General features: G+C 55.9%; 21 protein-coding genes. 17 read left to right on the forward strand and 4 right to left on the reverse strand.

Annotated features, from left to right (window positions below; all coding sequences use genetic code 11):
- Nucleotides 1–5: 5 nt before the first annotated feature.
- A complete protein-coding gene (locus AC6I6H_RS10750; RefSeq protein WP_497953764.1) occupies nt 6–479 on the reverse strand; it encodes a YbaK/EbsC family protein in 474 nt (157 codons plus the stop codon).
- Between the two features lie 212 nt (nt 480–691).
- On the opposite strand from AC6I6H_RS10750, the gene AC6I6H_RS10755 reads away from it, so the two are divergent.
- Nucleotides 692–1,681 (forward strand): ketoacyl-ACP synthase III, encoded by a 990-nt coding sequence (locus AC6I6H_RS10755; RefSeq protein ID WP_497953765.1) that lies wholly within the window; start codon nt 692–694, stop codon nt 1,679–1,681.
- Between the two features lie 36 nt (nt 1,682–1,717).
- Here the strand turns inward: AC6I6H_RS10755 and AC6I6H_RS10760 are convergent, their stop codons facing one another.
- Nucleotides 1,718–2,386, reverse strand: coding sequence for a TetR/AcrR family transcriptional regulator (locus tag AC6I6H_RS10760; RefSeq protein WP_497953766.1), 669 nt, complete (start codon nt 2,384–2,386; stop codon nt 1,718–1,720).
- Nucleotides 2,387–2,584: 198 nt separating this feature from the next.
- Here AC6I6H_RS10760 and AC6I6H_RS10765 point away from each other — a divergent pair, with 198 nt between their 5' ends.
- From AC6I6H_RS10765 to AC6I6H_RS10825, 13 genes are all read left to right on the forward strand, one after another.
- Nucleotides 2,585–3,718 (forward strand): DNA alkylation repair protein, encoded by a 1,134-nt coding sequence (locus AC6I6H_RS10765; RefSeq protein ID WP_497953767.1) that lies wholly within the window; start codon nt 2,585–2,587, stop codon nt 3,716–3,718.
- Between the two features lie 166 nt (nt 3,719–3,884).
- A complete protein-coding gene (locus AC6I6H_RS10770; RefSeq protein WP_497953768.1) occupies nt 3,885–5,096 on the forward strand; it encodes a nitric oxide synthase oxygenase in 1,212 nt (403 codons plus the stop codon).
- Nucleotides 5,097–5,225: 129 nt separating this feature from the next.
- Nucleotides 5,226–5,900, forward strand: a complete 675-nt coding sequence (locus AC6I6H_RS10775) for a hypothetical protein (RefSeq protein ID WP_497953769.1) — start codon at nt 5,226–5,228, stop codon at nt 5,898–5,900.
- A gap of 384 nt (nt 5,901–6,284) precedes the next feature.
- Complete coding sequence (locus AC6I6H_RS10780) at nt 6,285–6,989, forward strand: response regulator transcription factor (protein ID WP_497953770.1); 705 nt, start codon at nt 6,285–6,287, stop codon at nt 6,987–6,989.
- The gene (locus AC6I6H_RS10785) at nt 6,986–8,353 is read left to right on the forward strand and encodes a sensor histidine kinase (RefSeq protein ID WP_497953771.1); all 1,368 of its coding nucleotides are present in this window, start codon (nt 6,986–6,988) and stop codon (nt 8,351–8,353) included. The genes AC6I6H_RS10780 and AC6I6H_RS10785 overlap by 4 nt, the downstream gene beginning before the upstream one ends.
- Before the next feature lie 91 nt (nt 8,354–8,444).
- Nucleotides 8,445–9,227 (forward strand): CPBP family intramembrane glutamic endopeptidase, encoded by a 783-nt coding sequence (locus tag AC6I6H_RS10790; RefSeq protein WP_497953772.1) that lies wholly within the window; start codon nt 8,445–8,447, stop codon nt 9,225–9,227.
- 86 nt (nt 9,228–9,313) lie between these two features.
- Entirely contained in the window at nt 9,314–9,886 is a 573-nt protein-coding gene (locus AC6I6H_RS10795; RefSeq protein ID WP_497953773.1) for a hypothetical protein, read from the forward strand.
- 216 nt (nt 9,887–10,102) lie between these two features.
- Entirely contained in the window at nt 10,103–10,585 is a 483-nt protein-coding gene (locus AC6I6H_RS10800) for a DinB family protein (RefSeq protein WP_497953774.1), read from the forward strand.
- Nucleotides 10,586–10,675: 90 nt separating this feature from the next.
- A complete protein-coding gene (locus AC6I6H_RS10805) occupies nt 10,676–11,734 on the forward strand; it encodes an ArsR/SmtB family transcription factor (RefSeq protein WP_497953775.1) in 1,059 nt (352 codons plus the stop codon).
- Between the two features lie 191 nt (nt 11,735–11,925).
- Nucleotides 11,926–14,499 (forward strand): X2-like carbohydrate binding domain-containing protein, encoded by a 2,574-nt coding sequence (locus AC6I6H_RS10810; protein ID WP_497953776.1) that lies wholly within the window; start codon nt 11,926–11,928, stop codon nt 14,497–14,499.
- Between the two features lie 213 nt (nt 14,500–14,712).
- Nucleotides 14,713–16,404, forward strand: a complete 1,692-nt coding sequence (locus tag AC6I6H_RS10815) for an ABC transporter ATP-binding protein (protein WP_497953777.1) — start codon at nt 14,713–14,715, stop codon at nt 16,402–16,404.
- Nucleotides 16,405–16,533: 129 nt separating this feature from the next.
- A complete protein-coding gene (locus AC6I6H_RS10820) occupies nt 16,534–18,783 on the forward strand; it encodes a YncE family protein (RefSeq protein ID WP_497953778.1) in 2,250 nt (749 codons plus the stop codon).
- 435 nt (nt 18,784–19,218) lie between these two features.
- Nucleotides 19,219–19,632: a hypothetical protein gene (locus AC6I6H_RS10825; protein ID WP_497953779.1), complete on the forward strand. Its 414-nt coding sequence runs from the start codon at nt 19,219–19,221 to the stop codon at nt 19,630–19,632.
- 74 nt (nt 19,633–19,706) lie between these two features.
- On the opposite strand, the gene AC6I6H_RS10830 is transcribed toward AC6I6H_RS10825, so the two are convergent.
- Entirely contained in the window at nt 19,707–20,231 is a 525-nt protein-coding gene (locus AC6I6H_RS10830; RefSeq protein WP_497953780.1) for a ClbS/DfsB family four-helix bundle protein, read from the reverse strand.
- Nucleotides 20,232–20,435: 204 nt separating this feature from the next.
- Here AC6I6H_RS10830 and AC6I6H_RS10835 point away from each other — a divergent pair, with 204 nt between their 5' ends.
- From AC6I6H_RS10835 to AC6I6H_RS10845, 3 genes are all read left to right on the forward strand, one after another.
- Entirely contained in the window at nt 20,436–21,101 is a 666-nt protein-coding gene (locus AC6I6H_RS10835) for a response regulator transcription factor (RefSeq protein ID WP_497953781.1), read from the forward strand.
- Nucleotides 21,098–22,582, forward strand: a complete 1,485-nt coding sequence (locus AC6I6H_RS10840) for a HAMP domain-containing sensor histidine kinase (RefSeq protein ID WP_497953782.1) — start codon at nt 21,098–21,100, stop codon at nt 22,580–22,582. Before AC6I6H_RS10835 ends, AC6I6H_RS10840 begins: the two co-directional genes overlap by 4 nt.
- Before the next feature lie 68 nt (nt 22,583–22,650).
- Entirely contained in the window at nt 22,651–23,193 is a 543-nt protein-coding gene (locus AC6I6H_RS10845; RefSeq protein WP_497953783.1) for a hypothetical protein, read from the forward strand.
- Between the two features lie 108 nt (nt 23,194–23,301).
- Here AC6I6H_RS10845 and AC6I6H_RS10850 read toward each other — a convergent pair whose 3' ends face one another.
- Nucleotides 23,302–24,471 (reverse strand): iron-containing alcohol dehydrogenase, encoded by a 1,170-nt coding sequence (locus AC6I6H_RS10850; protein WP_497953784.1) that lies wholly within the window; start codon nt 24,469–24,471, stop codon nt 23,302–23,304.
- Nucleotides 24,472–24,726: the final 255 nt, after the last annotated feature.

Here is a 24,726-nt window from a genome sequence, read left to right on the forward strand (position 1 = left end):
TGTTGTCATTGCCATTCCTTGCAAACGTCCACCCAGGCTTTGCCGCCCGCGTATTCCTCGATTTCCTCGCAGGTCAGCTCGATCGCCGAGTTCGAGCTGCCGCAAGCCGGATACAGCGTTTCAAACCGCCGCATGGACACATCCAGGTAAACCGGCAGTTCGTTCGCCAGCGCAAACGGACAAACGCCTCCGACGGCGTGGCCCGTCTGCTCCAGCACCTCCTCGGGGCTCAGCATCTTTGCTTTGAGGCCAAGGGATTGCCGAAACTTGGCGTTGTCAATCTTGGCGTCTCCCGCCGCGACCACAAGCAGGGCTTGTCCGTCCGTCCCGCGAAAAGACAATGTTTTGGCAATGCGGGCGGGAATAACGCCAAGCCGGTCCGCCGCCTGCTGCACCGTGGCGGTCGGTTCGTCAAATTCCAGAATGTCCTGCTCCCGGTTCCGGGACCGGAAGAAGGCTTTCACTTGCGCAATGGCCATCTCGCCCATCCTTTCCAAAAATACGTTTTTCCCAGTATAGCGGGAAGGGGGATGCGGCTCAAGTGAAAAAAAGAGCAGAACCGTTTGTTCCGCCTCGGTTCGCTGGTTTTGACTTCCCGATCCTCCGCGATTAAGATGGAACTGTCTTTGGCTTTTTGGACCGGCTTTCGTCGATACAGCGGACGATGATGAAAACGAGGTGACCCGTAGAGATGACAAAAGCGCGTATAACGGCAATCGGAACGTATGTCCCGGAAAAAAAGCTGACCAACGCGGACCTGGAGGCGCTGGTGGATACGAATCACGAGTGGATCATTCAGCGGACGGGCATCGAGGAGCGGAGGATCAGCGCGCCGGACCAGTTTACCAGCGATTTGTGCGCGGAAGCCGCACTTGACCTGGTGCGCCGGTACGGCAAGAGGCTGGATGACGTGGATTTTGTGCTGGTTGCGACCAGCACGCCGGATTATTATTTTCCGAGCGTGGCGGCACTTTTGCAGGACAAGCTGGCGCTGCCTGCGGCAACCGGGGCGCTTGACGTGAGCGCGGCCTGCTCCGGCTTTGTATATGCCCTGCAAATGGCATACGGACTGATCGCCTCGGGGCTGCACCGGAAGGTCCTGGTGTTTGGCGCGGATGCGATGTCCAAAATCACCGACTACACCGACCGGACCACCTGCGTGTTGTTTGGAGACGGAGCGGGGGCGGCTTTGGTAGAGGCGGATGATGCGGTTTCGGGCTTCGCCGCGTGGCATACGGCAACGGAGGGAAGCGGAGGGAGCCATGTTTATTTGCACGGTCCCGGCAAACGGGCTGAAGGCGAACGCCGGGAAACACTGGTGCAGAACGGCCGGGAGGTGTTCCGCTGGGCGGTGCGCAACGTGCCCGAAGGCATTGCCGAGCTGCTTCGAAAAGCGGAGCTGGACGGAGGGCAAATCGACTGGTTTGTGCCCCACAGCGCCAACCTGCGGATCATTGAGCCGGTTTGCGAACGGACCGGCCTTGCGCTGTCACGGACTCTGTACAGCCTTGTTACTTACGGCAACACCTCGGCCGCAACCATTCCGCTGGCGCTCGACCAGGGTGTCCGGGACGGAAAGGTAAAGGAGGGAGACCGCGTGCTGCTGTACGGGTTCGGCGCGGGGCTTACACAGGCGGGAACGGTGTTGAACTGGGCGCCTGATCCGGCTGTGGAGCGGTAATCAGCCGGCGGAGTCCCCTTTTGCGGGAAAGGAAAATCATGCCTGATGCTCCGCCGGTTCGGCAAGCAGGGAGCGGACGAGAAGGTCAAAAGCCGCTTTCACCAGCTCGTCGGGCTCCGTGCCGTGAATGTTGTCCAGGTAATGCTTCTTTTTGCGGGCGGTTGTAAAAACGCCGATCATGCTGGACCAGAGGACAAGCGTCGTTTTGGTCAGGTCGATGTCTTTGCGAATAACGCCCTTTTCCATCCCTCTTTGAAGCGTTGCAGTGAGCATGCCGAGAATCTCTTCTCCGAGCGCATAGCATTCCTCCCGCGCCTCGTCCGGGATGCCGGCCTGAAAATCGACTTCCCCGTTTTCATAGTACATAATCGCTTCAAAATAATCGGGGTGCTCCAGATTGAACCGGTACAAGGTGGAAGCCAGCATATCAAGCTCCGCGATCGGACCGGACGAGCCGTCCTGGAGGACGTTATCCACCAGCATGTCCAGCAGATGCTTGTACCCGCGAAGCATAATCTCGAAGTACAACTGCTCCTTGCTGCTGAAATAAGCGTACAGCGTCCGCTTGCTGCATTCCGCCTCCCGGGCCACGTCCTCCATGGTCGCATAGCGGTAGCTTTTGGTGAAAAAGACCCGTTCCGCCGCGTCGACGATATCGTTGCGGCGGACTTCCTTTTCTTTGTCCTTCCGTTCCTGTCCCCCCATCGGGTTCCCTCCGTTTGCACGTATCTGTTTCCCGGTATACGACCGGTTTACCTGGGGCGAATGTAACGCGGCCGGGCGGTTTTGTCAAGCTGCAAAGTTTTTAAAGCGAAAGGTGCGAAGTTGACAGCCTGCTGTCCGCATCCGGCTGATAAAGTGAAGGCTGAAGAAAGCTTACGATACAGAAGGAGTTGAACCGTTATGGCGGATGCCCTCAAGGACATTTACGACGAGGCGTTTTTGCGCGGCTTTGGAGAACGGATCCGGACGGCATGGAGCCGGTTCGATGCGGACGGGTTCGCCGCGGCAGTCATGGAGGAGCCTTGGCGCGATATGGCTTTGAATACGCGGATCAGGAGGGTGGCCCAAACGCTGGGCGACTTTTTGCCGCAGCAGTATCCGGAAGCGCTCCGGATTTTATATGAAGTCAGCGGCGCTTGCACCGGTTTTCCTTATCTGGTTTTTCCGGACTTCGTAGAGGTGTTTGGTCAAGAAGAGAAGGACTTTGCGCTCTCCATGGAAGCGCTGGAGCGGTTTACCTCCGGCTCCTCCTCGGAATTTGCGGTGCGGCCGTTTTTGCTGCGCGACCCGGAACGGATGATGAAGCAGATGCTGGCCTGGTCCGTCCATCCCGGCGAGCATGTCCGCCGCCTGGCGAGCGAAGGCTGCCGGCCGCGCCTGCCCTGGGGACAAGCGCTGCCGATGTTCAAGCGCGACCCTTCCCCGATCCTGCCCGTTCTGGAAAATCTCAAAGCGGACCCGTCGCTCTATGTCCGCAAAAGCGTGGCGAACAACCTGAATGACATCGCCAAGGATCACCCGGATGCGGTGCTGGCCCTGGCCCGCCGTTGGCAGGGAACGCACCCGGACACCGACTGGATCATTCGCCATGGCTGCCGGACCTTGATTCGGGCGGCCAATGCCGACGCGCTGGCTTTGTTCGGTTATGCGGAACCGAACGGCGGGGAACCGCTGGCGGCAGCCGCAGCCCTGACCGCGTTGCCCGGCGAGGCGGCAATCGGCGGCGAAAGCCGGCTTTCGTACGAGCTGCGCATCCGGGAAGGAGCGGCAGTGCGCGTCCGCATTGAATACGGCGTCGATTTCGTGAAAGCGCGCGGCCAAACCTCGCGCAAGCTGTTTCTCCTGTCGGACAAGACGGTGCCCGGCGGCGCCCGTTTGTCCGGCGCGAGGACGCACTCCTGGGCGGACCTCACGACGCGCCGGCATTACCCGGGCGAGCATCGCATCGCGCTGCTGGTCAACGGCCGGGAGGCCGCCTTCACTTCCGTCCGGCTGACGGAGACGGATGCCGACCGGGGGAACCCGGCCGGCTGATGGAGAAGCCGGGACATGCCCGTTCCGCTCCCGATGGTTCAGGGGAGCGGGCGGGCTATTTTGTTTGCCGGCGTTATGTTCGTTTCCGCAGGAAAAATCGGGTAAAATGGAAAGCAAATGCCGACAAGCAAGTGAGCGGCTGATACAGAGAAAGCGGAGGAACCGAATGAGCCACCCGAACCTGGAGGATCTGCTGCGGGAAGCCGAGGAATTTGTCCTCGCGTATTCCCGCGAACAAAACATCCCGGAGGAAGCTGCTGCGAAGCGTATTGCCGGGATTCAAGAAGAAGCAGCGGAGCGCGGCGTTTACACGCACACCGCCGATGAACTGGCCTATGGAGCCAAGATGGCTTGGCGGAACAGCGCCCGCTGTGTGGGCCGCCTGTTCTGGCCGTCGCTCACCGTGCTGGACGAAAGAAGCGCGGAAACGGAGGCGGAGGTGGCTGCAGCACTGCTCCGCCACATTGAGGCGGCGACGAACGGGGGCCGGGTGCGCCCGGTCATGACCGTTTTTGCGCCGGAGGAGAACGGCGTGCAGCCGGTGCGCATCTGGAACCACCAGCTGATCCGCTACGCCGGCTACGAGACTGAAGCCGGCATCGTCGGCGATCCCGCCTCCGTTGCCTTTACCCGCGAATGCCTGAAGCTGGGCTGGAAGGGGAAGGGCACGCGTTTTGATGTGCTGCCGCTGGTGATTCAGCTTGCGGGAAGGGACCCGAAGTGGGTTCCGATTCCCGAGGCGCTGATGCTGGAGGTTCCTCTGGCACACCCCGAGAATGAAGCCTTTGCAGACCTTGGCCTGCGCTGGTATGCCGTCCCGATGATCGCGGACATGCGGCTGTCGATCGGCGGCATTCATTATCCGGCGGCTCCGTTTAACGGCTGGTACATGGAAACGGAGATCGGCGCGCGCAATCTGGCGGATACCGACCGGTACAACCAGCTTCCCGAGGTGGCCGGCTTGTTCGGCCTGGACCGGTCCACCAACACCTCCTTGTGGAAGGACCGCGCCCTCGTCGAACTAAACCGGGCGGTTCTTCACTCCTTTAAGCAGCAAGGCGTCAGCATCGTCGATCACCACACGGCATCCGACCAGTTCATCCGGTTTGAAAAGCAGGAGAAAGCGGCCGGCCGTGAAGTGTCCGGGCGCTGGTCATGGCTGATTCCGCCGATGTCTCCGGCGACTACGGAAATTTGGCGCAGCAGCTACAAGGATTTGAAGCTGAAGCCCAGCCTGGAGTACCAGCCGGCTCCTTACCGCACGGAGGCCGAAGCCGCCGGCGTGCATCTGGACGCGTTTGCCGGAGCGGCGGCAGGCGGAGATGCGACTGCTTCGTCCGGCTTGGAGACGGCCGCCCCGCGCTGTCCGTTTCACTAAGGGGACGGGTAAGAAAAATGGCTAATCCAGGTATAAAGGTGATAAGTTTGAAGCAGACCATATATTGGTCTTGGATCTTGAAAAACCAAGCAAGAAAACACCGCCTACTAAACCGAAAGGAAGAAAAAAATGAAGCCTGTGATAGTAAATAAACAATTAAATAAAAGCATTTTATGGAGCGGTTGTATACTTGCATCCGTAGCACATGCAATAATGGTTGCTCACTATCCTGAATTATCGTACGAGCATTCATGGGATGGAGAAAACTATAGTGTTGTTGATGGTTCGGGAGGCAGAGGGACTATTTCCTTCAAGGGTAGCTACTTAGTGGGGGCGTTTCGAAATGACAACTTTACTCGAACAGATATCCCCACAGCAATAGATTTTTTTACTGGTGCACCGAAGGAAATACTTGAGTTAGCTAAGAATGAGACTTTAGAATACCTACTTGAAGAAAATGAAGATGGTACGACTTCACCATCTATCACTACTGCATTTTGGGGTGATAATCATACTATTACTTCAATTGATAATATCGTAAGAATTGTGCAAGGCGGTGGTTATTTATTAGAGAGACATTTTATGGAGAGTGATTCTGCAATTGATTCTTGGCGGGATTATTATGAGATGACTTCTGAACAAGTAGAATTGTTAAAGTCTATCTATACCAGGAAAGTGAATAATCCTGATGAAAACATCACGTTGACAAAAAGAGAGATTGAAATAATTGGAGCAGAAAGCCCCGAGGGTTTGAATGAAAGTATGGCTTCGTTTGAGGAAATTGGGATATACTGGGGGATATAATCTGATTCCGTGGCTATCCAGTGCCGAATGAACTCATCATTCAACCAATAACAGACTTAACCTATGTAATACCTGTTATGAAGATTTCTCGATTTCGGTAGTACGCACATCAAATGAAATACGCCACTACGATAGGGAAGATGAGAAGGTAATTTGCCGCGAGCATTCTCGCAGGAATCACGCCGACCCTGCGGCCGCGAGGCCCATATACAGTTGACCAATCCTTATCCAACAAGCTGGCTCCCCCGAAGAACAAGACCATGTGTATCTGCCCTCCCCTCGCTGAACAAGCTGCCTGATGATAGAATGGTGGTAGTTGGAAAAACAGACCGCCACCATTCTTTTAGCGGGATTTAGCTTTACCACACAGGGGGAAGGAACAAGATGAGGTCAATTCTGATCGCCGAGGACGAAACGGACATTCGGCGACTGCTTAAGCTTTGCATGGAGGAGCGGGGGTACCGCGTGCTTGAAGCGGAGGACGGGCTGGAGGCGCTTCGCCGGTTCGAACGGGAACCGGTTGATCTGGCTCTGCTCGATGTCATGATGCCCCGGATGGACGGGCTGAACCTGCTGCGCGAAATCCGGAAAATGAGCCGGATTCCCGTTCTGCTTCTCACGGCGCGCAGCGAAGATATCGACAAAGTGATCGGGCTGGGCATGGGCGCCGACGATTACATAACGAAGCCGTTCAGTCCGGCCGAGCTGGGAGCACGGGTGGAGGCCCAGTTCAGACGCCGCCACGTTTACGACGCTTCCTCCGACAACGTGCCGGACACCATCCGCTGCGGCGATTTGGAGCTGGACACGGCCGGGGGGCGGCTGTTCAAGAACGGGCGTCTTGTCCCCCTGCTGCCAAAGGAATACCGGCTGCTGGAATGGCTGATGCGGAATCCCAACCGGATTTTTACCAAACGAAAGCTGTACGGCGCGGTTTGGGACGATGAATACGGCTATGACGACAATACCGTCATGGTGACGGTCAGCCGGCTTCGCGGCAAGATCGAAACCTGTCCGCAAGAGCCGGAGTATCTGCTTACCGCACGCGGACTGGGCTATAAGCTTCACATGCCGGAGCCGGAGCTGTGAGGCGGCAGAGAGTGGCCCGCCGGCTGCTCCGGCAGTACCTGGTCGTTTTTCTTCTGACGACGGTCATCGCGGTCGCAACCGCCATCGGACTGCTCGGCATGAACCGGCTTCAATCGGACGAAAGCCCTTATCAGCGCCTGTCCGCGGACCATTTGATGCGGGACGACTTCCGGCTGATCGAAACGGCCGAAGTGACGGAGGCGGGCGGAGGAGTGCAGGTGATCGACGCCGGGTACCAAGTGGTGCGGTCGGAAGGACGCAATCCGCTTCCTTCCGGGGCCATGACGCTGGGACAGTGGACCGATTTTATCGCCGGCACCGGAGGCTCCCGGGATATGGTAACCGTTGCCTACAACGAGGCCGAAAAGTTTTGGCTGGTCGTCTCCCTGCCGATCAAGCTCAAGCTAGCCCTTTCCGTCAACGCTTCCTCCGACACGCTTGCTTCGGACCGGACGCTTCAGCTGCTCGGATTTGTCGGAGCGGGCTATTTGCTGGTCCTGCTGGCGAGCGCTTTTCTTTACGCGCGACTGTCGTCGCGCAGCTTCGTCCGCCCGCTTCGGGAGCTGGCGGCCGCTGCGGGAAGGCTTCGCAACGGGGAGTATAGCGCCCGTGTTCCGGTCGGAGGCGCGGAGGAGTTTCGCGAGGTACAGCTTGCCTTTAACCATATGGCCGGCAAGCTGCAGGAGGAGACGGCCTCGAAGGAGCAAAGCGAAGCCAACCGGAAAAGCCTGATTCTGGATTTGTCTCACGATCTGAAAAACCCGCTGTCCAGCATAGCCGGGTATGCGGAGCTGAACCTGAAAGCTCAGGAGCGCGGCAGTTCGGCCGAACAAACCGACTACGCCAAAATCATTCTGGAAAACAGCCTTCGTGCGAATGAACTGATCGAAGGGCTCTTCGAGCTGTCCCGGATGGAAAGTCCCGCCTTTCATCTGGAGGCGGAAGAAGGCGATTTGGCGGAATTCTTGCGGGAAGAGCTTATCGGGATGCTGCCTGCGCTGGAGGCCTCCGGCTTGGAGGTCCATATCGCCATTCCGGATCAAGAAGTGGCGCTCCGGTTCGACCGGCGGAAGATGGGGCGGCTTTTGGCCAACGTTTTTTTCAATGCCATGATGCATCACGGGCCAGAAACGCGATTTGATGTCGTTTTGGAGGAAGGAGAGCGGGAGGTGCGGCTGCTTTTTGCTAACGGCGCGGCCGGTCCGCAAGCTCTCCCGGTCGGGGAACAGGCCGGACTGGACCCGGCGGGCAGCGGCCTTGGCCTCACGATCGTCCGGAAAATTGCCGAACTGCACGGCGGAACAGCCGATTCCCGGACCAAGGGAACCCGGTTTGAGCTGCTGCTGCGGCTGCCGAAAATGTAAGGCTCCTGTAAGCTTCCCGAAAGCCGGATGAAAGGCGCTCCGTGTTACGATTTGGAAGGCAAATCGAATGCACACGGAGGATGAAACGGACATGGGAGCGGAAACACGGGAAAATAAGAAGCCGAAAAAGCAGGAAAACCCGAAGCGTCGGGAAAAACGCGTCTTTGCAGAGCGGGTAACCGGGCGGCAGTCCGCACTGGGACTGGTCTATTGGTTGTTATACGGGCTTGGCCTTGTGGGCGTGCTTTATGCGCAGCCGGCCGTACTGCTTTTAGAGCGGTTGGGCGTGAGTCAGGAGGCGCAGCGGTCCGGGACGGCCATGCTGCTTGCCCTGCTGTTATATGCCGTAATGATTGCATTGAATTTCCGGCTGTTTCGGGAGGCTGCCGGAGCTTTCGGGAATCGGTGGCTTGCCAATGCCGGGTGGATAACAGGCGGTTTTGCAGCCAATGTTGTCCTGAATGGCATTGTGATGTCCGCCGTGATGCAAATGCTCGGATTTTCGTCCGGTTCCGCCAATGAGTCGGCCATGCAGTCTTTAAGCGGCAGCATCCCTTTGTTATTTGCCATCGGCGCTGTGTTTGTCGGCCCGGTGCTGGAGGAACTGATTTACCGTGGGCTGATTTTTCGAGCCTTGCGCGGGAGAAGCTTAACGCTGGCTTATGCCGTGTCGTCCTTGCTGTTTGCTTTTCAGCATGTTCGCGAGGCGGTTGTGGGGAAGGGGGATTACGCGGAGCTTTGGCAGATGATTCCCTACGCGGTCACCGGTTTTCTGTTTGCATTTCTTTATGAACGCAGCAGAAACCTGCTCGTTCCCATCGGCGTTCATATCGCCAACAACCTGCTGGCTGTGGTCCTCTATCACCTCCAATAGAAGCCGTGTTTTGAAAAACCGTTTCCGTTCCGCTGCGCGGTGGTAAGGTTGAGTAAGACCAAGCGTGCATAAGGAGGAGAAACAGCATGAAACGGACATGGCTGATGTTGGCGGGGCTGTCCCTGGCTTTGGCGGGCTGCGGGGAGGACGAAAACAACCTGGTTCCCTCTCCGCAACCGACTTCAACCGCTTCGCCGGCAATGCAATCCCCGCTCCCGAGCGGGACGGAACCGGCTCCGGCAGAAACCGGAGCGGAGGAGCTGACCGAGGAGGCGGCACGGGAAACGCTGGCCCGTTACGAGCAGGTGTTCCGTGATGTGATGAACGAGACCGGGGAGGAGGAGCGGATCGGCTCCTACGATTCGGCATCGGCGGTCGTGGACAAATTCCGGCAGGCCATGACCGAGGATTGGGCGAACCGGCTGGCCGATGTTTATCTGGAAGAGCGAAACGGCGGGGTTTACATGGTTCCGACGGAAACGCCGCTTTGGCTGGAGCCGGACGGTCCGGTATCCATACAGCCCGTTAACGAAGAAGAATATCGCGTAGCCCAAGAGCAAACAAGCGACCTGCGCGGGCATATCAATGCGATGTTTACGCTGACCCGCGAAGAGGGAGCATGGGTGGTTTCGGCGGTGGATCAAGAACAATTGAATTGAAAATGGATGAAAGCCTGACGCAACCGTCCCCCGTACGCGGGAGACGGTTTTTCATTTCCCGTACGCGGAGAGCGGAGTGTGTGCAGTTGGGAAACAACAGTGCTAATGGAATATATTCCTTGCCAACCGTGTTCGTTCCCCTTATAATCGAGCCAGCTTTCTATTTGTGAAAGGTTGCTCAAGGCCGGACAGCCAAGCAACTGAAAGGAGTCGCTTATGGAGGAGATTCGATTCAGCGCCATCTTGTATCGGCAGCTGGAGCCGGTTTTGCAGATGCTGGAGCGGCAGGTATGGGAGTGCCCCGATTCGATCTGGCGAAACCGGGAGCTGAAATACTGGAAGCACAACCTGCACGCGGCGACGGGGATTGCATTCTGGCTTCGCCAAAAGGACGAGCCGTTCGTTCCGCCGAGCTTCGGCCGGGACATCAACCCGGATTTCGAGACGCCCTGCGCGGATGATCCGACGCGGGAGGAAGCAGCCGCTTATGTAGCCGAAATGAAGGCCAAAGCGCACGCTTTTCTGGACGGACTGGAAGACGAGGGGCTAAAGTCTCCAAGCGACGTCTATCAGCCGATAACCAGGGCCGACACGGTGCTTATGCAAATTCTCCATATCCAGCATCACGTCGGCTATTGCAACAGCCTTTTGACCGCTGCGAAAGAGAAGCCGGTTTCCTGGATGGGATACGGAGAATAAAAGCCAACCGGGACGCTCTTGCCTCCCGATAGACAAGAGAATACAATGAATTAGACGATGATCAAATTCTGACGGCATTCGGGAGGCGCAATGAACGTAACGATTCAACCCGGCTTGGACCCGGTCTTTGAAACAATGGGCTTGTTGTACATCAGCCATCACGCCGAGGAACAGAAACGGGAGACCGTGAAGGAACTGTCGGAATTCGGCATGGACGGAGAAGCTTTTTACAACAAACACCTGAAGCTCTTTGACAGATACGTTCAAGCCTTTCAAAAGCATAAAACGCCGGGCGAAGAAGACGAACGCTTCTATTTTGAAGATCCCGACCATTCTTTTTTTGCGGCGCTCCTGATCATGCTGTGCAGCAATCCCGGCTGGCTGGACGATTTAACGCAAGTCACGGAGGATGACATCCGTCTGGAGCTGCTGAACAGCCTGCGAAGCGAAGAAGATGGGGAGGTCGCTTCCCCTGAGCGTGTTTCGCTTGATCAGATTCGGACGTTGGATGACCAGGTTGCCTATTTAGACAACGGACCGCTAGCAGGATTGCCGGGCGCCAAATGGAAGGTAATGCTCATATTCCAGCACCCGCGGGAACGGATTGCTCCGCTGGTGGAGATTGTAAAGCGCAACCTGCCGGCTTTCCGCAAAGCCGAGCAGGAAATCGCCAAGCCGCTGGCCAGGCAGCTCGCCAAAATCGAAGAATCGGTAAGGAAGCGAAACGACGAGCTGTTCAGCCGGTTTCTGGAGCTGTTTGCCGAGAATCCGGTGATTTATCCGTGTCTCGCGATGCCGCTGGGCCAACTCATGTTTGCCTCGCGTTGTTATTATGGCCTGTATGTGGACGAGCTTCCGATGACAGGCCGCAGCGGGCGGGACGGACAGGAAATGCTGCTAACGCGGCTTAAAGCCTTGAGCGACAAAAGCAAGCTGCAAATTCTCGGTTTGCTGAAAACAAGCCCGATGTACAACCTGGAGCTGGCCGGGAAGCTGGGCCTTACGGCTGCCACTACCTCCCATCACATGAATGTGCTGCTGGCGAGCGGACTGGTGAACATCGACAAAACCAACGGAAGAGTATACTACCGTCTGGACGAGAACAGCATCCGAGGCTTCCTGAACGAACTTGAGCGCTATTTGCTGTAAGGAAACGCTGCTTCCCGCCGCCTTTAAAGGCGGTTTTTTTATGTGGGTTAAAATCTATCGAATTTAAGACTTTTCAACCTCCATATATTTACAACATTTGGCACATATGCTATATTTGACGTGAAAGCGCTATCATAAGTTGGTGAATAGCGTAATTATTTATCTATTTTCCAAGGAAAGGGATGAGATTAATGAAAAAATTGCTTAAGAAGGCAAGCGCATTTCTGCTGGCACTTACACTGCTGCTTGGTTTGATGACAGCGCCTGTTCATGCGGACACCGCACTTTTCACAATTGAAGGCGAAAACGCCCAGCTCAGCTCCGATCTTCAAGTGGCGACCCAGATTTACGGACAACCCAAGCCCGGATTCACCGGAACCGGATTTGTCTGGATGCAGAATTCCGGCACCATTACCTTCACGGTAACGGTTCCGGAAACCGGCATGTATTCCATCTCCACCCGATACATGCAGGAGCTGAGTCCTGACGGCAGGCTTCAATATTTAACTGTTAACGGCGTTACCAAAGGGTCTTATATGCTGCCCTATACAAAAGCGTGGTCGAACTTCGATTTCGGCTTTCACAAACTGAAGCAAGGAAGCAACACCATCCAATTGAAGGCCGGCTGGGGCTTCGCTTATTTCGACGCCTTCACCGTGGATTATGCCGATCTTGATCCGCTGGAGGTGCAGCCTGTCCTCACCGATTCGCAAGCTACCCCGGAAACCCAGCTTTTGATGAATTACTTAACCGAGGTATACGGCCACCATATTATCTCCGGCCAGCAGGAGATTTACGGAAGCGGGAACAACGGCAATTACGAGCTGGAATTTGATTGGATTCATGATTTATCCGGCAAGTATCCGGCCATTCGCGGCTTTGATTTTATGAACTACAATCCGCTTTATGGTTGGGAGGACGGCACAACCGACCGGATGATCGACTGGGTGAACAACCGGGGCGGGATCGCGACAGCGAGCTGGCATATCAATGTGCCCAAAAACTTCACCACCTATCAGCTTGGAACGTTTGTAGACTGGAAGGACGCTACCTACAAGCCGACCGATACCAATTTTAATACGGCCAATGCCGTCGTTCCCGGAACGAAAGAATATCAATACGTGATGCTGACCATTGAAGATTTGGCGGAACAGCTGCTCATTCTGCAGGAAAACAAAGTGCCGGTTATTTTCCGTCCCTATCATGAGGCGGAGGGCAACGGCGGGCTCAACGGCGAAGGCGCATGGTTCTGGTGGGCTTCCGCAGGCGCGGAAGTGTACAAGCAGCTTTGGGATCTGCTTTATACCGAGCTTACGGAAACGTACGGCTTGCATAACCTGATCTGGACCTACAACAGCTACGTGTACAGCACTTCCCCCGCCTGGTATCCGGGCGACGATCAAGTGGATCTTGTCGGCTACGACAAATACAATACGGTTTACAACCGTTATGACGGTTTGTCCGGCGTACCCAACGAGGATGCCATTACGTCTACTTTCTATCAGCTGGTGAATTTAACCGACGGCAAGAAAATGGTGGCCATGACGGAGAACGACACGGTCCCGAGCCTGCAGAATCTGACGGAGGAAAAAGCGGGATGGCTGTACTTCTGCCCCTGGTACGGGGAGCATCTCATGAGCACCGCCTTTAATTACCCGGCCACACTCAAAACGCTTTATCAAAGCAATTATGTCATCACGCTGGACGAGCTGCCCGATTTGAAGGTGGACGATCCCACCCCCAATTCTTCCATCACACCAGTAAATGTCGAATTTGACAAATATGCGCCCAATCAAAGCGACAAAGCCGTAACCGTAACTTTGAACGGCAATACGTTAACCGCGCTCCGGGCAGGCGCCAACGCCTTGACTGTGAACCAGGATTACACCCTGAGCGGAAGCACGCTGCTCCTCAAAAAAGCATACCTGGCTCAGCTTCCGGTTGGCGAGCATTCGATCGTCTTTGATTTTAATCAAGGAAAAGATCCCGTATTAAAAGTCAAAATCGTGGATACAACGCCGGGCGCCGCGATTTCGCCCGTGAATGCCGCGTTTGATAAAGCGGTTAATCTGCAGCAGGATATTTCCGTATCCCTTACCTTAAACGGACAACAGCTTGCAAGTATTACGAACGGAGCTTACACGCTTAAAGCGGGCCAGGATTATACCGCATCGGGCACGGCTGTTGTTTTGAGCAAATCCTATCTTTCTACGCTGCCGCTTGGGCAAAATGCGATCACGTTTCATTTCAGCGGAGGAACGAACCCCGTTCTTACCGTAAATGTGGCGGACAGCAGCGTTCCTTTGCCGGCCGGAGACTTGACGATCCAAGCCTTCAACGGCAACACAGGCGCCTCCACCAACGGAATTTCGCCCAAGTTCAAGGTCGTCAACACCGGTGATTCTCCGATCCAGCTCAGTGATGTAAAACTCCGGTATTACTATACGATTGACGGGGAAAATGCACAGAGCTTCTGGTGCGACTGGGCGAGTGTCGGCGCAGCCAATGTCACCAGCAAATTCGTAAAACTGGCGACTCCCGCTGCCACAGCCGATTATTATCTGGAAATCGGCTTTACAAGCGCAGCCGGAACGCTGAACCCCGGCCAAAGCGCCGAAATTCAGGCCCGTTTCTCCAAGACCAACTGGTCCAATTACAATCAGGCGAACGATTACTCGTTTAAGGCATCCAGCAGCCAGTACGTCAACAACGAACAGGTTACCGGTTATACGAATGGACAGCTTGTATGGGGGATTGAGCCGTAAGGCGGGCGGGAAGCAAAAACGGGCTGGGTCGGGGGACTCCTCCGCTCCGGCCCGTTTTATTTTGTTTGGAAAGAAAGAGCGCGGCCGCCGTCACAGGTTTCGCATATGACCAGATAATTAGAAGTTCATCAAAAACATTTGACGATATTCGATTATTGTTTTATGATTTTCCTACAAGTTAGATCATAATCTAATATGTAGGAGGAACATCTTATGAAAGAGGCACTGCGAAAAAACCGGCTCCTGCTTGCCGCAACGGTAGTGTGCAGCATTGTTACATCAGCGGCGGCGGTATTGGTCGCACTCATTCTTCAGAAAGTGATTGATGCGGCTCTTCTGGGAGATATGGAGACGTTTTGGCGCATTCTTTTATGGTCGGCCGGATATTTGCTGCTGCTCGGTTTGTTCGGTTATCTCTCTTCCGTGAGCGGAAAAGCCCTGTTCCGCAACATGACGGTATCACTGCGCAGCGGCGTTTTTCAGGGTGTTTTGAACCGGAACGCCGACGAATTCGCCTCCGTCAATACGGCGGACTATCTTTCCGCCCTCACCAACGACATCAAGCTGGTCGAGGAAAACTATATGGTACCGCTGCTCCAGACGCTGCAGAACATCGTCATTTTTCTTTCCTCTCTCATCCTGTTGTTTTACTACAGTCCGCTCGTGACGGGCATTTTGCTGGTCTGTATGGTGCTGATGTTCGCGGTACCTTCGTTATTCGGCAAGCCGCTGCAGGTCCGGCAAAACGCCGTTTCCAGCCAGATGTCCGTTTTCACCGGAAAGCTGAAGGATCTGCTTCTCGGGTATGAGGTCATCCAAGCATTCGCCATGCAAAAAAGGAGCGAGCGGCAGTTCCGTGTTCAAAACCGTGCGGCGGCGGACACCAAATTCGCGGCGGACCGGCTGCTTGCCTTGAACGAAAGTTTATCCGAGATGCTGGCCTACCTGACCCAATTCGCCGTCGTTTTTATCGCCGCTTATCTGATTATCACGGGCAAGCTCTCGGCCGGTATGCTGGTGGCGCTGGTCCAGCTGAGCGGCGGTTTTGTCGGCCCGGTGCTGGTCATCATGCAGAGCATCCCCAAAATGCAAGGAGCCAGGCCGGTGCTGGAGCGGCTTGGGACCTTATCCGATCATGCGGAGCGTTTGTTTCCGGGGAACAGCAAAGCGACGTTTCACACCGGTGTGGAGGCGCGCGGCTTATCGTTCGCTTACCGCGAGCGGGATGTGTTGTCCGGCATCGATCTGGACCTGCGAAAGGGAGGGAAATATGCGCTGGTGGGGCAAAGCGGCTGCGGGAAATCGACGCTGGTCAAGGTGCTGACCGGCAGCTATGGCAAATACCGGGGGACGGTGGCCTACGACGGCGCGGAGCTGAGAGAGCTGGACCCGAACGGGCTGAGGGAATTAACCGCATTCATTCATCAAAACGTATACCTGTTCGATACGGACATCCGGCATAATATTTGCCTGGATGAACCGTTTTCCGAGGAAGCGGTCCGGCAGGCTGCCGAGCAAAGCGGCATGCTTCGCTTCCTGGATGAGCTTCCCGCCGGACTGGATACGCCCGCAGGAGAAAACGGCGCCGCTCTTTCAGGAGGCCAGCGCCAGCGGATCGCAGTCGCCCGGGCGCTCATCCGCCGCAAGCCGCTGCTTGTTCTCGATGAAGGCACCTCCGCGGTCGACCGGCAAACCGCCTATGAAATCGAAAGCCGGCTGCTGGAAATGGAAGAGCTGACGCTTGTCACCATCACGCATAACTTGAGCGAAGAGCTGCTGGGCATGTACGATCAAATCTTTTACATGGAGGAGGGCCGTATCGTGGAAAGGGGAACGCTTTCGGAGCTGCGGGAGCGAAGCGGGGCCTTCCGCCGGTTTTTTACGTTGCAAAAGGAATCCGCCTGACCCTCCCGGTACCTTTGATGCACAGAACAGCAGGTGCGCAATATGGGAAAATGAGGATTTCGTTTCTGGTATTTGATCTTCTTTTTTGCTACCCTTTTAGGGATGTGAATGAAGGAGAGAGAGAGCCAAGTGAAAAAAATGAAATTTTTATCCAAGCTGATCTTTTTTGTGCCGTTTCTTATTATCAGCATACTGGTGTGGAACGATTACAGCGACCGGGTGAAGGGAACGGAAAGCCGCTTGCCGGAAGTGCGCCATCTTTTTTATATGGAAGACGGCAAACGGCTGGCTAGCATAACGGACGGTGCCGACGGCTTGCAGGCAACTCTGTACGATACGGAAACCCGGGAAACGCTGGCGGAGGTCCCGCTTCGTTCCGACATTCACCGTCAACTGATCGCCTCTTATCAGAAGGGCAAGCTTGTTGTCGCAACGAACGACACCGGGAATACGATGTCGGTCTATGTCATCGACCCTGACGGCCGCGCGGAGGAACTGATAGAAAGTAGGGTCTGGCTGTCGGGTTTTCTTGATTCGGAGGCGTTCGAGTGGCGAGGGCGGCTGTTTTTTGCAAACGAAACGGAGAGTCACGCGGTAAACCTGGGAGTAGTCCGGAATGCCGGCTTGCAGCTTCTGAATCTGAACGGCTGGAGCGGTCTTCCATCCCGTCCGACTCGCATCTCGCCGGTATCCGGAAGCTTCCAAAACGAATGGGCCGTCCCTATGTACGAGGTCGATCTGAAAGACGAACGGCAGGCGATTGTCAGCGGTCTGCTGACGGAAGCAGATGAACCGGCTGTGCTGCTGGAGGACCCCGATGAGACAATGTTCCAAGCGCAGGAACGGGCAGGCGCGGCATTTGCCAAACGGTTTGGTTTGAAGGCGGACCGGCTGCTTCGCGAGGATAGCAAGTTCCCCGGCCAGGTCCGTTTTTACAACGCGACTACCGGCGAGGACGGGGAGGTTCTCCAGACTCCGCAGCCGGTCTACCAGGCAAAACTTTACCTGTTGAACGACGAGGAAGTGCTCGTTGCGGGTTCCTCCGCCGAAGACGAAGCAAACGGCACACTTCTCGGTTATCTTTACAATGAAACGAGCCGGAGCTTCACCGACGCCACCCCGATCTTGAGCGGATTAGCCTATGAAGATCTTGATAGCGGCGGAGCCCGGTTCTACAAGGAAAACGCGAGTGGAACGCTGTATTATGCCCAGAAGGAAAAAGCGGCCGGTCTGCTGAAGCTTGCCGACTCGACGAGCGCATTTATCACCGCAGAAGAAGCAAAGCGCTGGCAAATGGGCGAGGGAGAGGACACCATCTCGCTGCGGAGCTTTTTGGCCTATGTAAAGGAAGGCGGACCGCTGGTCATCAACTGGATCGTCTGGCTGTTCATCCCGTTCCTTCCCGTTGTCATCCTCTTCTTTAGTTCGCTTTACCTCCGAAGGCAAAACGCCAGGCAGAAGGCGGAGGGCGTCCTGCTGCAAGGCACGATTGCAGGCGCAAAGGAAACGGGAATGTACATCAACAATCAACCCCAGGTGGAATTCACGGTGCGTTTTCAGGATGAAGGGCAGACCAAGGAAGTGAAAATCAAGAAAGTGGTATCCTTTTTGACTTCCGTGGAGCCGGGAGCCCCCGTCTTGATCTCCTATATCCGCCGGACGGGCAAAGCCGTGTTTGTAACGGACGAAACCATGCCCCCGCCGCCGGAGCCGGAATTTATCCGTGGAGCCATCCTCAAGCGTATGGAAGCTATCGGAGACGCAAAGCGGGGAAAGGCGCTCCTTCTGCATTTTGAAGCGGAGGGGCAATCCTATTCCGTACCTGTCGTATGTGCGCCGGGCTTTCACTACCGTGAAGGAGAGAAAGCCAATCTGATGCGGACGGAGGGGGTGGTTCGCCTTTTCAGCTACGGGCGGCTGATCGAGTACAAGGAAGCCGGGCAGCTGGAGCTTGACGGGCAAATTACGAGACTTGAGGAGTTTCCGGTCCGTACCGGCAGCCGGCGGCTGCTGCTGATGGAAGCTTTGGTCACCGGCGGTCAAACAAGCGTCCGGAAAACCTCCAGCCAATTCGTCCCCCTGGATATGCCCGTGTCTGTCGGAATGACGATTCCCGTCCTGGCCAACAAGGAGGAATACGCAAAGGAAGTGCGTCTTCTGAAAAGCAAACAGGGAGGCGCAAAAGTGATTTCGGTGACGTTTAAGGGAACATTCGGCGAGCGTCCTCGTGCGGAGATTGTCGTCGAACGCGGCGGGACGGAGTACCGGATCGACCAAACCATCGAGCCGCTTTACGGCGTAGAAGCCGGAGACGAAATCTGGATCGCGTATGACGAAAACAGCCGGGAGGCGGTCTTGTTGAATTATGCCGTCCAATGAGCCGATTAGTCGGAAAAGCAGAAAGCGGCCCCATTGAGGGGTCGCTTTTTATGCAGCGGATTTCTTTCAAAGTGCAGGAGAAAAGTTGGATGAAAGAAAAAAATACACGCAAAAACGTTAACAAAAGAAATATTTTACAGTGCTCAACCTGAGTGATATACTATAAATTGTAATAATATTCATAATATTCTATAAGAACGGGCGGTGATGCTTCCAAGCGAATGGTGGCATTTGTCGTTTTACGGAGGACGGAACTCGTCTTTGCATCAGTCCACCGGCAGGAGGAAAGGCGGAGAAGCAGGAGCAAAAGTGTAAGCGTTCCCATTGCCCCCGGCTTTGCTGAGGCTGATACAGAGCGGCACCGCGGAAATGCTGATATTGGCCGTTTTTTGCATTACACGATGGAGATTTCAAAACAGTCAAGGAGGAATGGAAATGCGATCCATGAAAGCCTTATTGTCTGCTGTCATGATGCTCAGTCTCCTGTTTGTTTTCGCCCGTCCCGCTCATGCACTTTCGGTTGTCCAAGCCTATAATCAGCCCTTGACGCTGACGGTTCAGCCCGGGGAGATGCGTCCGGTCCTTTTTGTCCCGCCCGGCGGCCATCCCAATGCCGTTTTCGCCAAGATCGAACAAGCCAATCCGTATACCGCCTCCTCATTGAACGGGGACGCATACGTTATGTTTAACGGCAAAGAGCACGCCTGGATGGGTAGCGTACGTGGCGAGCTCGTCCAGCAAATCACGTTTAGCTATTACTATATTAATCCGGGCTTTAACGATATGCTTTATCTGCGGAATTCGGGCACACAGCCTATCACTGTAACCGTTACGTTTACAAAGCCTTGATTGTCCGCTCCGACTCGGAAGGAACCCGCAAGCCGGAGACGGACTTGCGGGTTCTTTTGCTGCTGCCGGATGGCTCAACGGAGCTGCGGCCGGTCCTTTTTCCATTTTCGGATTTTGCCGCGAAACGATTTAAACGGCGCAGCCGAATTGATGTGAATCCAGCGGGCCATCGGCCACTTCGGATTGTCACCGGTCCATTTGCGCACGCCTTGCACAAACAGCTCCCGTTCGCTTAACGTGCCGATCCACTTCAGCCACGATTGCTCGGCTTCCCGGAACCGGCTTCTCAGCTCGCTTAAAGGAGGGCCGGAAAACCGCTCGTAGAAGGACTGATACAGCTCCCCCAGCTGATTCCATTTGTAACCCGGCGCGGGCATCTCCGGAACGGCCCCGGCCTGCTCTTCCTTTTCCCACTGCATGACCAATTCAAGCCAGCCGAGCTGGTAAGCGATAATTTCACGGGGGGTTCGGTCCGCGCCCGGCACCCGGATATCCGCCTCCTCATCGGCAATCCCGTCGAATTCCGCATCCAGCTGCAGGTAAGCTTTATGGATCGCTTCGGTTAGTTCTTCTTTTGTCGAATACTCATAGCTGGCCAATGGCCGTCACCATCCTTTATGTACTATCCCGATTATACCAAGAGGTGAGGACAACAGGATGTCCGGTTTCCCTCCAGGTTTTTTGTGTTCTCCTAATCCTTTTGTTCTTGCATACACGGGCATTTTTACAAAAGGATGACAAAACCCCCTGGAGTTTCCGTTAGAATAGGAGGATAGAAAAACCGTTTGGACCAGGAGGAACTGATGGCGTACTCAATTCTCGTTGCGGAAGACGACCCGTCCATTGCAAATCTCGTTCAACTGGCATTAACATCATCCGGTTACCTCTGCGAAGTAGCGCACGACGGAGAGACCGCGTCGTCTCTTGGCGAAAAGGTCCGCTTTGATCTGGCGCTTCTTGACATCATGCTGCCCGGCATGGATGGTTATCAATTACTGGAGCTATTTAAAAGAAAAACAGTGCCGGTCATCTTTCTTTCGGCAAAAACAACGGTGGCCGACAAAGTAAACGGGCTCCGCTGCGGAGCGGAGGACTACATAACCAAGCCGTTCGACGTACTGGAACTACTGGCAAGAGTGGAAACGGTGCTGAGGCGGTTGCATCCGAATCACGCACGCGAGATCGTCATAGGCGGCGTGAAGATCAATTTGGACAGCCGGCAAGTGTACCGGGAAGGCCGGCCGGCTGTTCTGACACCCAAGGAGTACGAATTGCTGGCTTTTTTCCTGCAGCATCCGAACATCGCCTTTTCCCGTGAGTCTCTGCTGAGCCGGATTTGGGGATATGATTATTACGGGAGCACGCGGACGGTGGATACGCATGTCCTGCAGCTGCGCACCAAGCTCGGGCTGGCCGACGTTATTCAAACGGTGCACAAAGTCGGCTACCGTCTGGAGTATCCCTTATGAATGGGACCGCCTCCCCGGGAGTGAAGCTCTGGCTGCGGCTGTATGTGCCGGCGGCTTTGCTGGTATTGGTCCTGATGACCGGAATGGCCTTCCGGATTATGGCCGTGTCAACCGGGCGCAGCTTGGACCGGGAACAGGCAAACGCGCTGGAGCAGCACCGCATGCTGGCGGATTCTCTCGTTTTGCATGCCGAAGCGTTGGCGGACACTTATGGGCTGGATGCCGCACACGGGCCCGAACTGATTAAGAAAGCGGTCCGCCATTACGCCCGATTTTACCCGGATCAGGAACGTTCAATCGCGATGACGGATGAAAGCGGGCAAGTGCTCTTCAGCAGTATGGACCTTGAAACCGCCGCACTCATGGGACTTGATCCTCCAAAGGACGGAAGCCGCAGCTTTGTTTGGCGGAAAAAGGGGGCGGAAAGCTGGCTTTACGTTTCCGGCTGGATCGAAACCGGAGGCAGGCGGTTCCGGCTGGACTGCGCCCGCAATACGACGGAATTCCTCCGCCTCCAAAAAGCTCTTGGCACCGAAACGGCCGCTTGGCTGTCGGCGGGTATGCTGGTGCTCGCGGCCGGACTGTTCATGCTGATCCGCAGGGCGCTTCGCCCGCTGGCGGAGCTGAGAAAACAGGTTCGCCTGGTTGCGGGAGGAGAGCAGGCAACGCCGGTATGTGCGGAGGGCGGGGATGAGCTGGGCGAACTGGCGGCGGAGTTCAACCGGATGACGGATGCGGTCCGTTCCCGGACCGAAGCCTTGGAACGGACGGTCAAAGAAAGAGAACTGTTTATTGCAAGCGTGGCCCACGAGCTAAAGACACCGCTCACTTCCATCATGGGGTACGCGAGCCTTATGCAGCATTACGATTTAAAGAAACCCGACCGGGACAATGCGCTGGCTTTTATCCGCCGGGAAAGCGAACGGCTCGACGCCTTGTCGGGCAGCTTGATGGAGCTTTTTAATCTGGAAAACGGAAAAGCGGCAAATCTGGAGGACGGCGAGCTTTCTCTTCTGGCGGAGGAACTGCATGACCGGTTCCGGTTTCTCCTGGCGGGGAAAGCTCAGCGGCTGGAAACCGGACAATTCGCCGGGATGGTTCTGGCGGACCGGGAGCTGCTCCTGGTGCTGCTGGGAAACCTGATCGACAACGCCTCCAAAGCTTCGCCTGAGGGATCGGTAATTACGATGGAAGCGTACCGCGAGCGGGAGGACATCGTTCTTTGCGTTTCCGATGAAGGAAGCGGCATACCGGCAGCCTATACGGAGCGGGTATTCGAGCCGTTTTTCACCCTGGACCCGGCCAGGGACCGGAACCGCAGCGGGCATGGACTGGGTCTCCCGTTATGCAGGGCGATTGCAAGAGCGCATCGGGGCAGCCTTGCGCTCGGAGGGCGACCGGGAGGCGGGACACGGGCTTGCTTGCGGCTTCCGGCCGCGGAAGTTTTGCAAAACGCTGACAAAACCCCCACGGGATCTTGACCTGCCGGTGGTAGTCTGGTGAAGCCGGACATCCGGAGGTCCGGAATACGGAATTTGGAGGAATGAGCATGCAAAAAAACTGGAGGTCCGTCCTGATTCTCGCGGGAATCGGCGCCTCGGTGGCCATGTCCAGCTTTGGCTTGTCCGTTTACGCGCAGTCAAACGTAGACAGCAGAATGAACGTAGTTGGCACACAGTCCGCCGCTGTCCGCCCGGACACGGCCGCCGCACCGGAAGGAAAAGAGGCTCCGCCTGCACCGGCGGCCAGCCTGTATGTTCCCGAGTCGGCTCCGATTGCCGAAGGCCGGCTGACGGCATACCGGGAGCAGGCGGTTGCCGGGTTTGCAGGGCAGCACATGGCGATTCCGCAAACCGGCTACACGCTGGAAAGCCTGCACTACCCGGAAACGAAGGAACTTATCCTGATGTGGTACCCGGAAAGCTGGGATTCGGCAGCGGAGCCGGAATTGACGGGCGACATCTATACGGCCAAGTTCGCGGATGCAGAACCGGAGCTGGGGAGCGGCGCTTTGGTTTCGCTCCGGAAAACCAGCAATGTGCAGGTGATCCGCAGCGCCGACGAGAATACGCTGCGCCTGCATTTCCGTTAATCCGCCCCGCCAAAACAGCAAACGCTCCCCGGACATGACGGTCCGAGGGAGCGTTTGTCATCCGGGCCGGATCGTGAGGACTCACATGGAAAGGGCTTTGTTTGCCATTCAGATTTCCACAACGGCTCCGTAATAGGCGGAGCGAAGAATTTCCTTCAGGTCCGCAGCGGATGCCGGGCGGGGATTGCTTCCGGTACACGGGTCCTTTTCCGCCTGCTCGGCGATAAAGTCCAGGCTGGCTTCAAAGGTTTCTTCGGTAACGCCGTAATTCCGGAAATTGACGGAAATCTTAAGCTCCCGGTTCAATTTGTCAATCGCCTCAATCAGCGCGGCGACGCATTCGGCATCGTCTTGGCCGGAAAGGCCCAGGCTCCTTGCAATATCCGCATAACGCGCCTCGCTGACCTGAGCGTTAAACCGGATCACATACGGAAGCAGAATGGCGTTGCAGCAGCCGTGCGGGATTTCGTACTGCGCGCCGATCTTGTGCGCCAGGCTGTGAGCGATGCCGAGCAAGGCATTGCTGAACGCCATACCGGCCAAACATTGCGCCACATGCATCTCGGCGCGCGCTTCGGTGCTGCCGTTGTAGGAATCGGTCAGATGGCGGAAAATCATACAGATCGCTTCCTTGGCCAGCGGATCGGAAAAGCTGGAGCGCGCCGTGGCGACGTAGGCTTCAAGAGCATGCGTAAGAGCGTCCATGCCCGTGTGCGCCACCAGAGTCTGGGGCATCGTCTCGGGCAGGGAGCTGTCCAAAATGGCAATATCGGGCGTGATTTCAAAGTCGGCGAGCGGATACTTAACCTTGTTGAAGTAGTCGGTGATGACGGAGAAGGCGGTCACTTCAGTGGCGGTTCCGCTCGTGGAGGGGATGGCCACGAAGATCGCTTTTTTGCGCAGCTTCGGCATGCTGAACGGTTCCTTGATCTCTTCAAAACTCAATTCGGGATACTCATAGAACACCCACATGGCTTTGGCCGCGTCGATCGGGGAGCCGCCTCCGATGGATACGATGACATCCGGCTGAAACTCCTGCATGGCCCTGGCTCCGGCCATAACGGTTTCAATGGAGGGATCGGGCTCGACGCCTTCGAACAAGCGAACCTCCAGTCCCGTTTCGTTCAGGATGGTTTCCAGCTTCCGAAGAAATCCGAACTTTTGCATGGAGCTTCCGCCGGTTACGATGATGGCTTTTTTGAATCCTTTCAATTGCCGTAACTCTTCCATCGCATTCGGTCCGTAATAAATATCCCGCGGCAGGGTAAACCTTGCCATGTCGATCGACCTCCGTCTCAAAATTTTCCAACAAGTCTATTATAAGACGCGAGTAGAGGACAAAGACGGCAAGAATTTGACGGATTCGTTATAATTTTCACAAGCGGCTGACAAGGAAAGCGGAGGCCGTTTTACGGCGGCTTTCATGCTATGATGGGAGAGAAGGGAGCGCAGGGCTCCATGGAAAGGCTTGCCGAGGACCCGACAATCCGGTGCACCAACTGTCGGACCGGCAGACGCGGCTTTTGGTAATGT

Source organism: Gorillibacterium sp. sgz306347 (assembly GCF_059735245.1).

What these genes read in the sequence shown, in the direction of transcription:
- AC6I6H_RS10835 (WP_497953781.1), top strand. Translation starts at nt 20,436, where the DNA reads ATGGCGTACTCAATTCTCGTTGCGGAAGACGACCCGTCCATTGCAAAT.
- AC6I6H_RS10800 (WP_497953774.1), top strand. Translation starts at nt 10,103, where the DNA reads ATGGAGGAGATTCGATTCAGCGCCATCTTGTATCGGCAGCTGGAGCCG.
- AC6I6H_RS10790 (WP_497953772.1), top strand. Translation starts at nt 8,445, where the DNA reads ATGGGAGCGGAAACACGGGAAAATAAGAAGCCGAAAAAGCAGGAAAAC.
- AC6I6H_RS10815 (WP_497953777.1), top strand. Translation starts at nt 14,713, where the DNA reads ATGAAAGAGGCACTGCGAAAAAACCGGCTCCTGCTTGCCGCAACGGTA.
- AC6I6H_RS10840 (WP_497953782.1), top strand. Translation starts at nt 21,098, where the DNA reads ATGAATGGGACCGCCTCCCCGGGAGTGAAGCTCTGGCTGCGGCTGTAT.
- AC6I6H_RS10775 (WP_497953769.1), top strand. Translation starts at nt 5,226, where the DNA reads ATGAAGCCTGTGATAGTAAATAAACAATTAAATAAAAGCATTTTATGG.
- AC6I6H_RS10825 (WP_497953779.1), top strand. Translation starts at nt 19,219, where the DNA reads ATGCGATCCATGAAAGCCTTATTGTCTGCTGTCATGATGCTCAGTCTC.
- AC6I6H_RS10805 (WP_497953775.1), top strand. Translation starts at nt 10,676, where the DNA reads ATGAACGTAACGATTCAACCCGGCTTGGACCCGGTCTTTGAAACAATG.
- AC6I6H_RS10755 (WP_497953765.1), top strand. Translation starts at nt 692, where the DNA reads ATGACAAAAGCGCGTATAACGGCAATCGGAACGTATGTCCCGGAAAAA.
- AC6I6H_RS10845 (WP_497953783.1), top strand. Translation starts at nt 22,651, where the DNA reads ATGCAAAAAAACTGGAGGTCCGTCCTGATTCTCGCGGGAATCGGCGCC.
- AC6I6H_RS10850 (WP_497953784.1), bottom strand. Translation starts at nt 24,471, where the DNA reads ATGGCAAGGTTTACCCTGCCGCGGGATATTTATTACGGACCGAATGCG.
- AC6I6H_RS10750 (WP_497953764.1), bottom strand. Translation starts at nt 479, where the DNA reads ATGGCCATTGCGCAAGTGAAAGCCTTCTTCCGGTCCCGGAACCGGGAG.
- AC6I6H_RS10765 (WP_497953767.1), top strand. Translation starts at nt 2,585, where the DNA reads ATGGCGGATGCCCTCAAGGACATTTACGACGAGGCGTTTTTGCGCGGC.
- AC6I6H_RS10780 (WP_497953770.1), top strand. Translation starts at nt 6,285, where the DNA reads ATGAGGTCAATTCTGATCGCCGAGGACGAAACGGACATTCGGCGACTG.
- AC6I6H_RS10770 (WP_497953768.1), top strand. Translation starts at nt 3,885, where the DNA reads ATGAGCCACCCGAACCTGGAGGATCTGCTGCGGGAAGCCGAGGAATTT.
- AC6I6H_RS10795 (WP_497953773.1), top strand. Translation starts at nt 9,314, where the DNA reads ATGAAACGGACATGGCTGATGTTGGCGGGGCTGTCCCTGGCTTTGGCG.
- AC6I6H_RS10810 (WP_497953776.1), top strand. Translation starts at nt 11,926, where the DNA reads ATGAAAAAATTGCTTAAGAAGGCAAGCGCATTTCTGCTGGCACTTACA.
- AC6I6H_RS10760 (WP_497953766.1), bottom strand. Translation starts at nt 2,386, where the DNA reads ATGGGGGGACAGGAACGGAAGGACAAAGAAAAGGAAGTCCGCCGCAAC.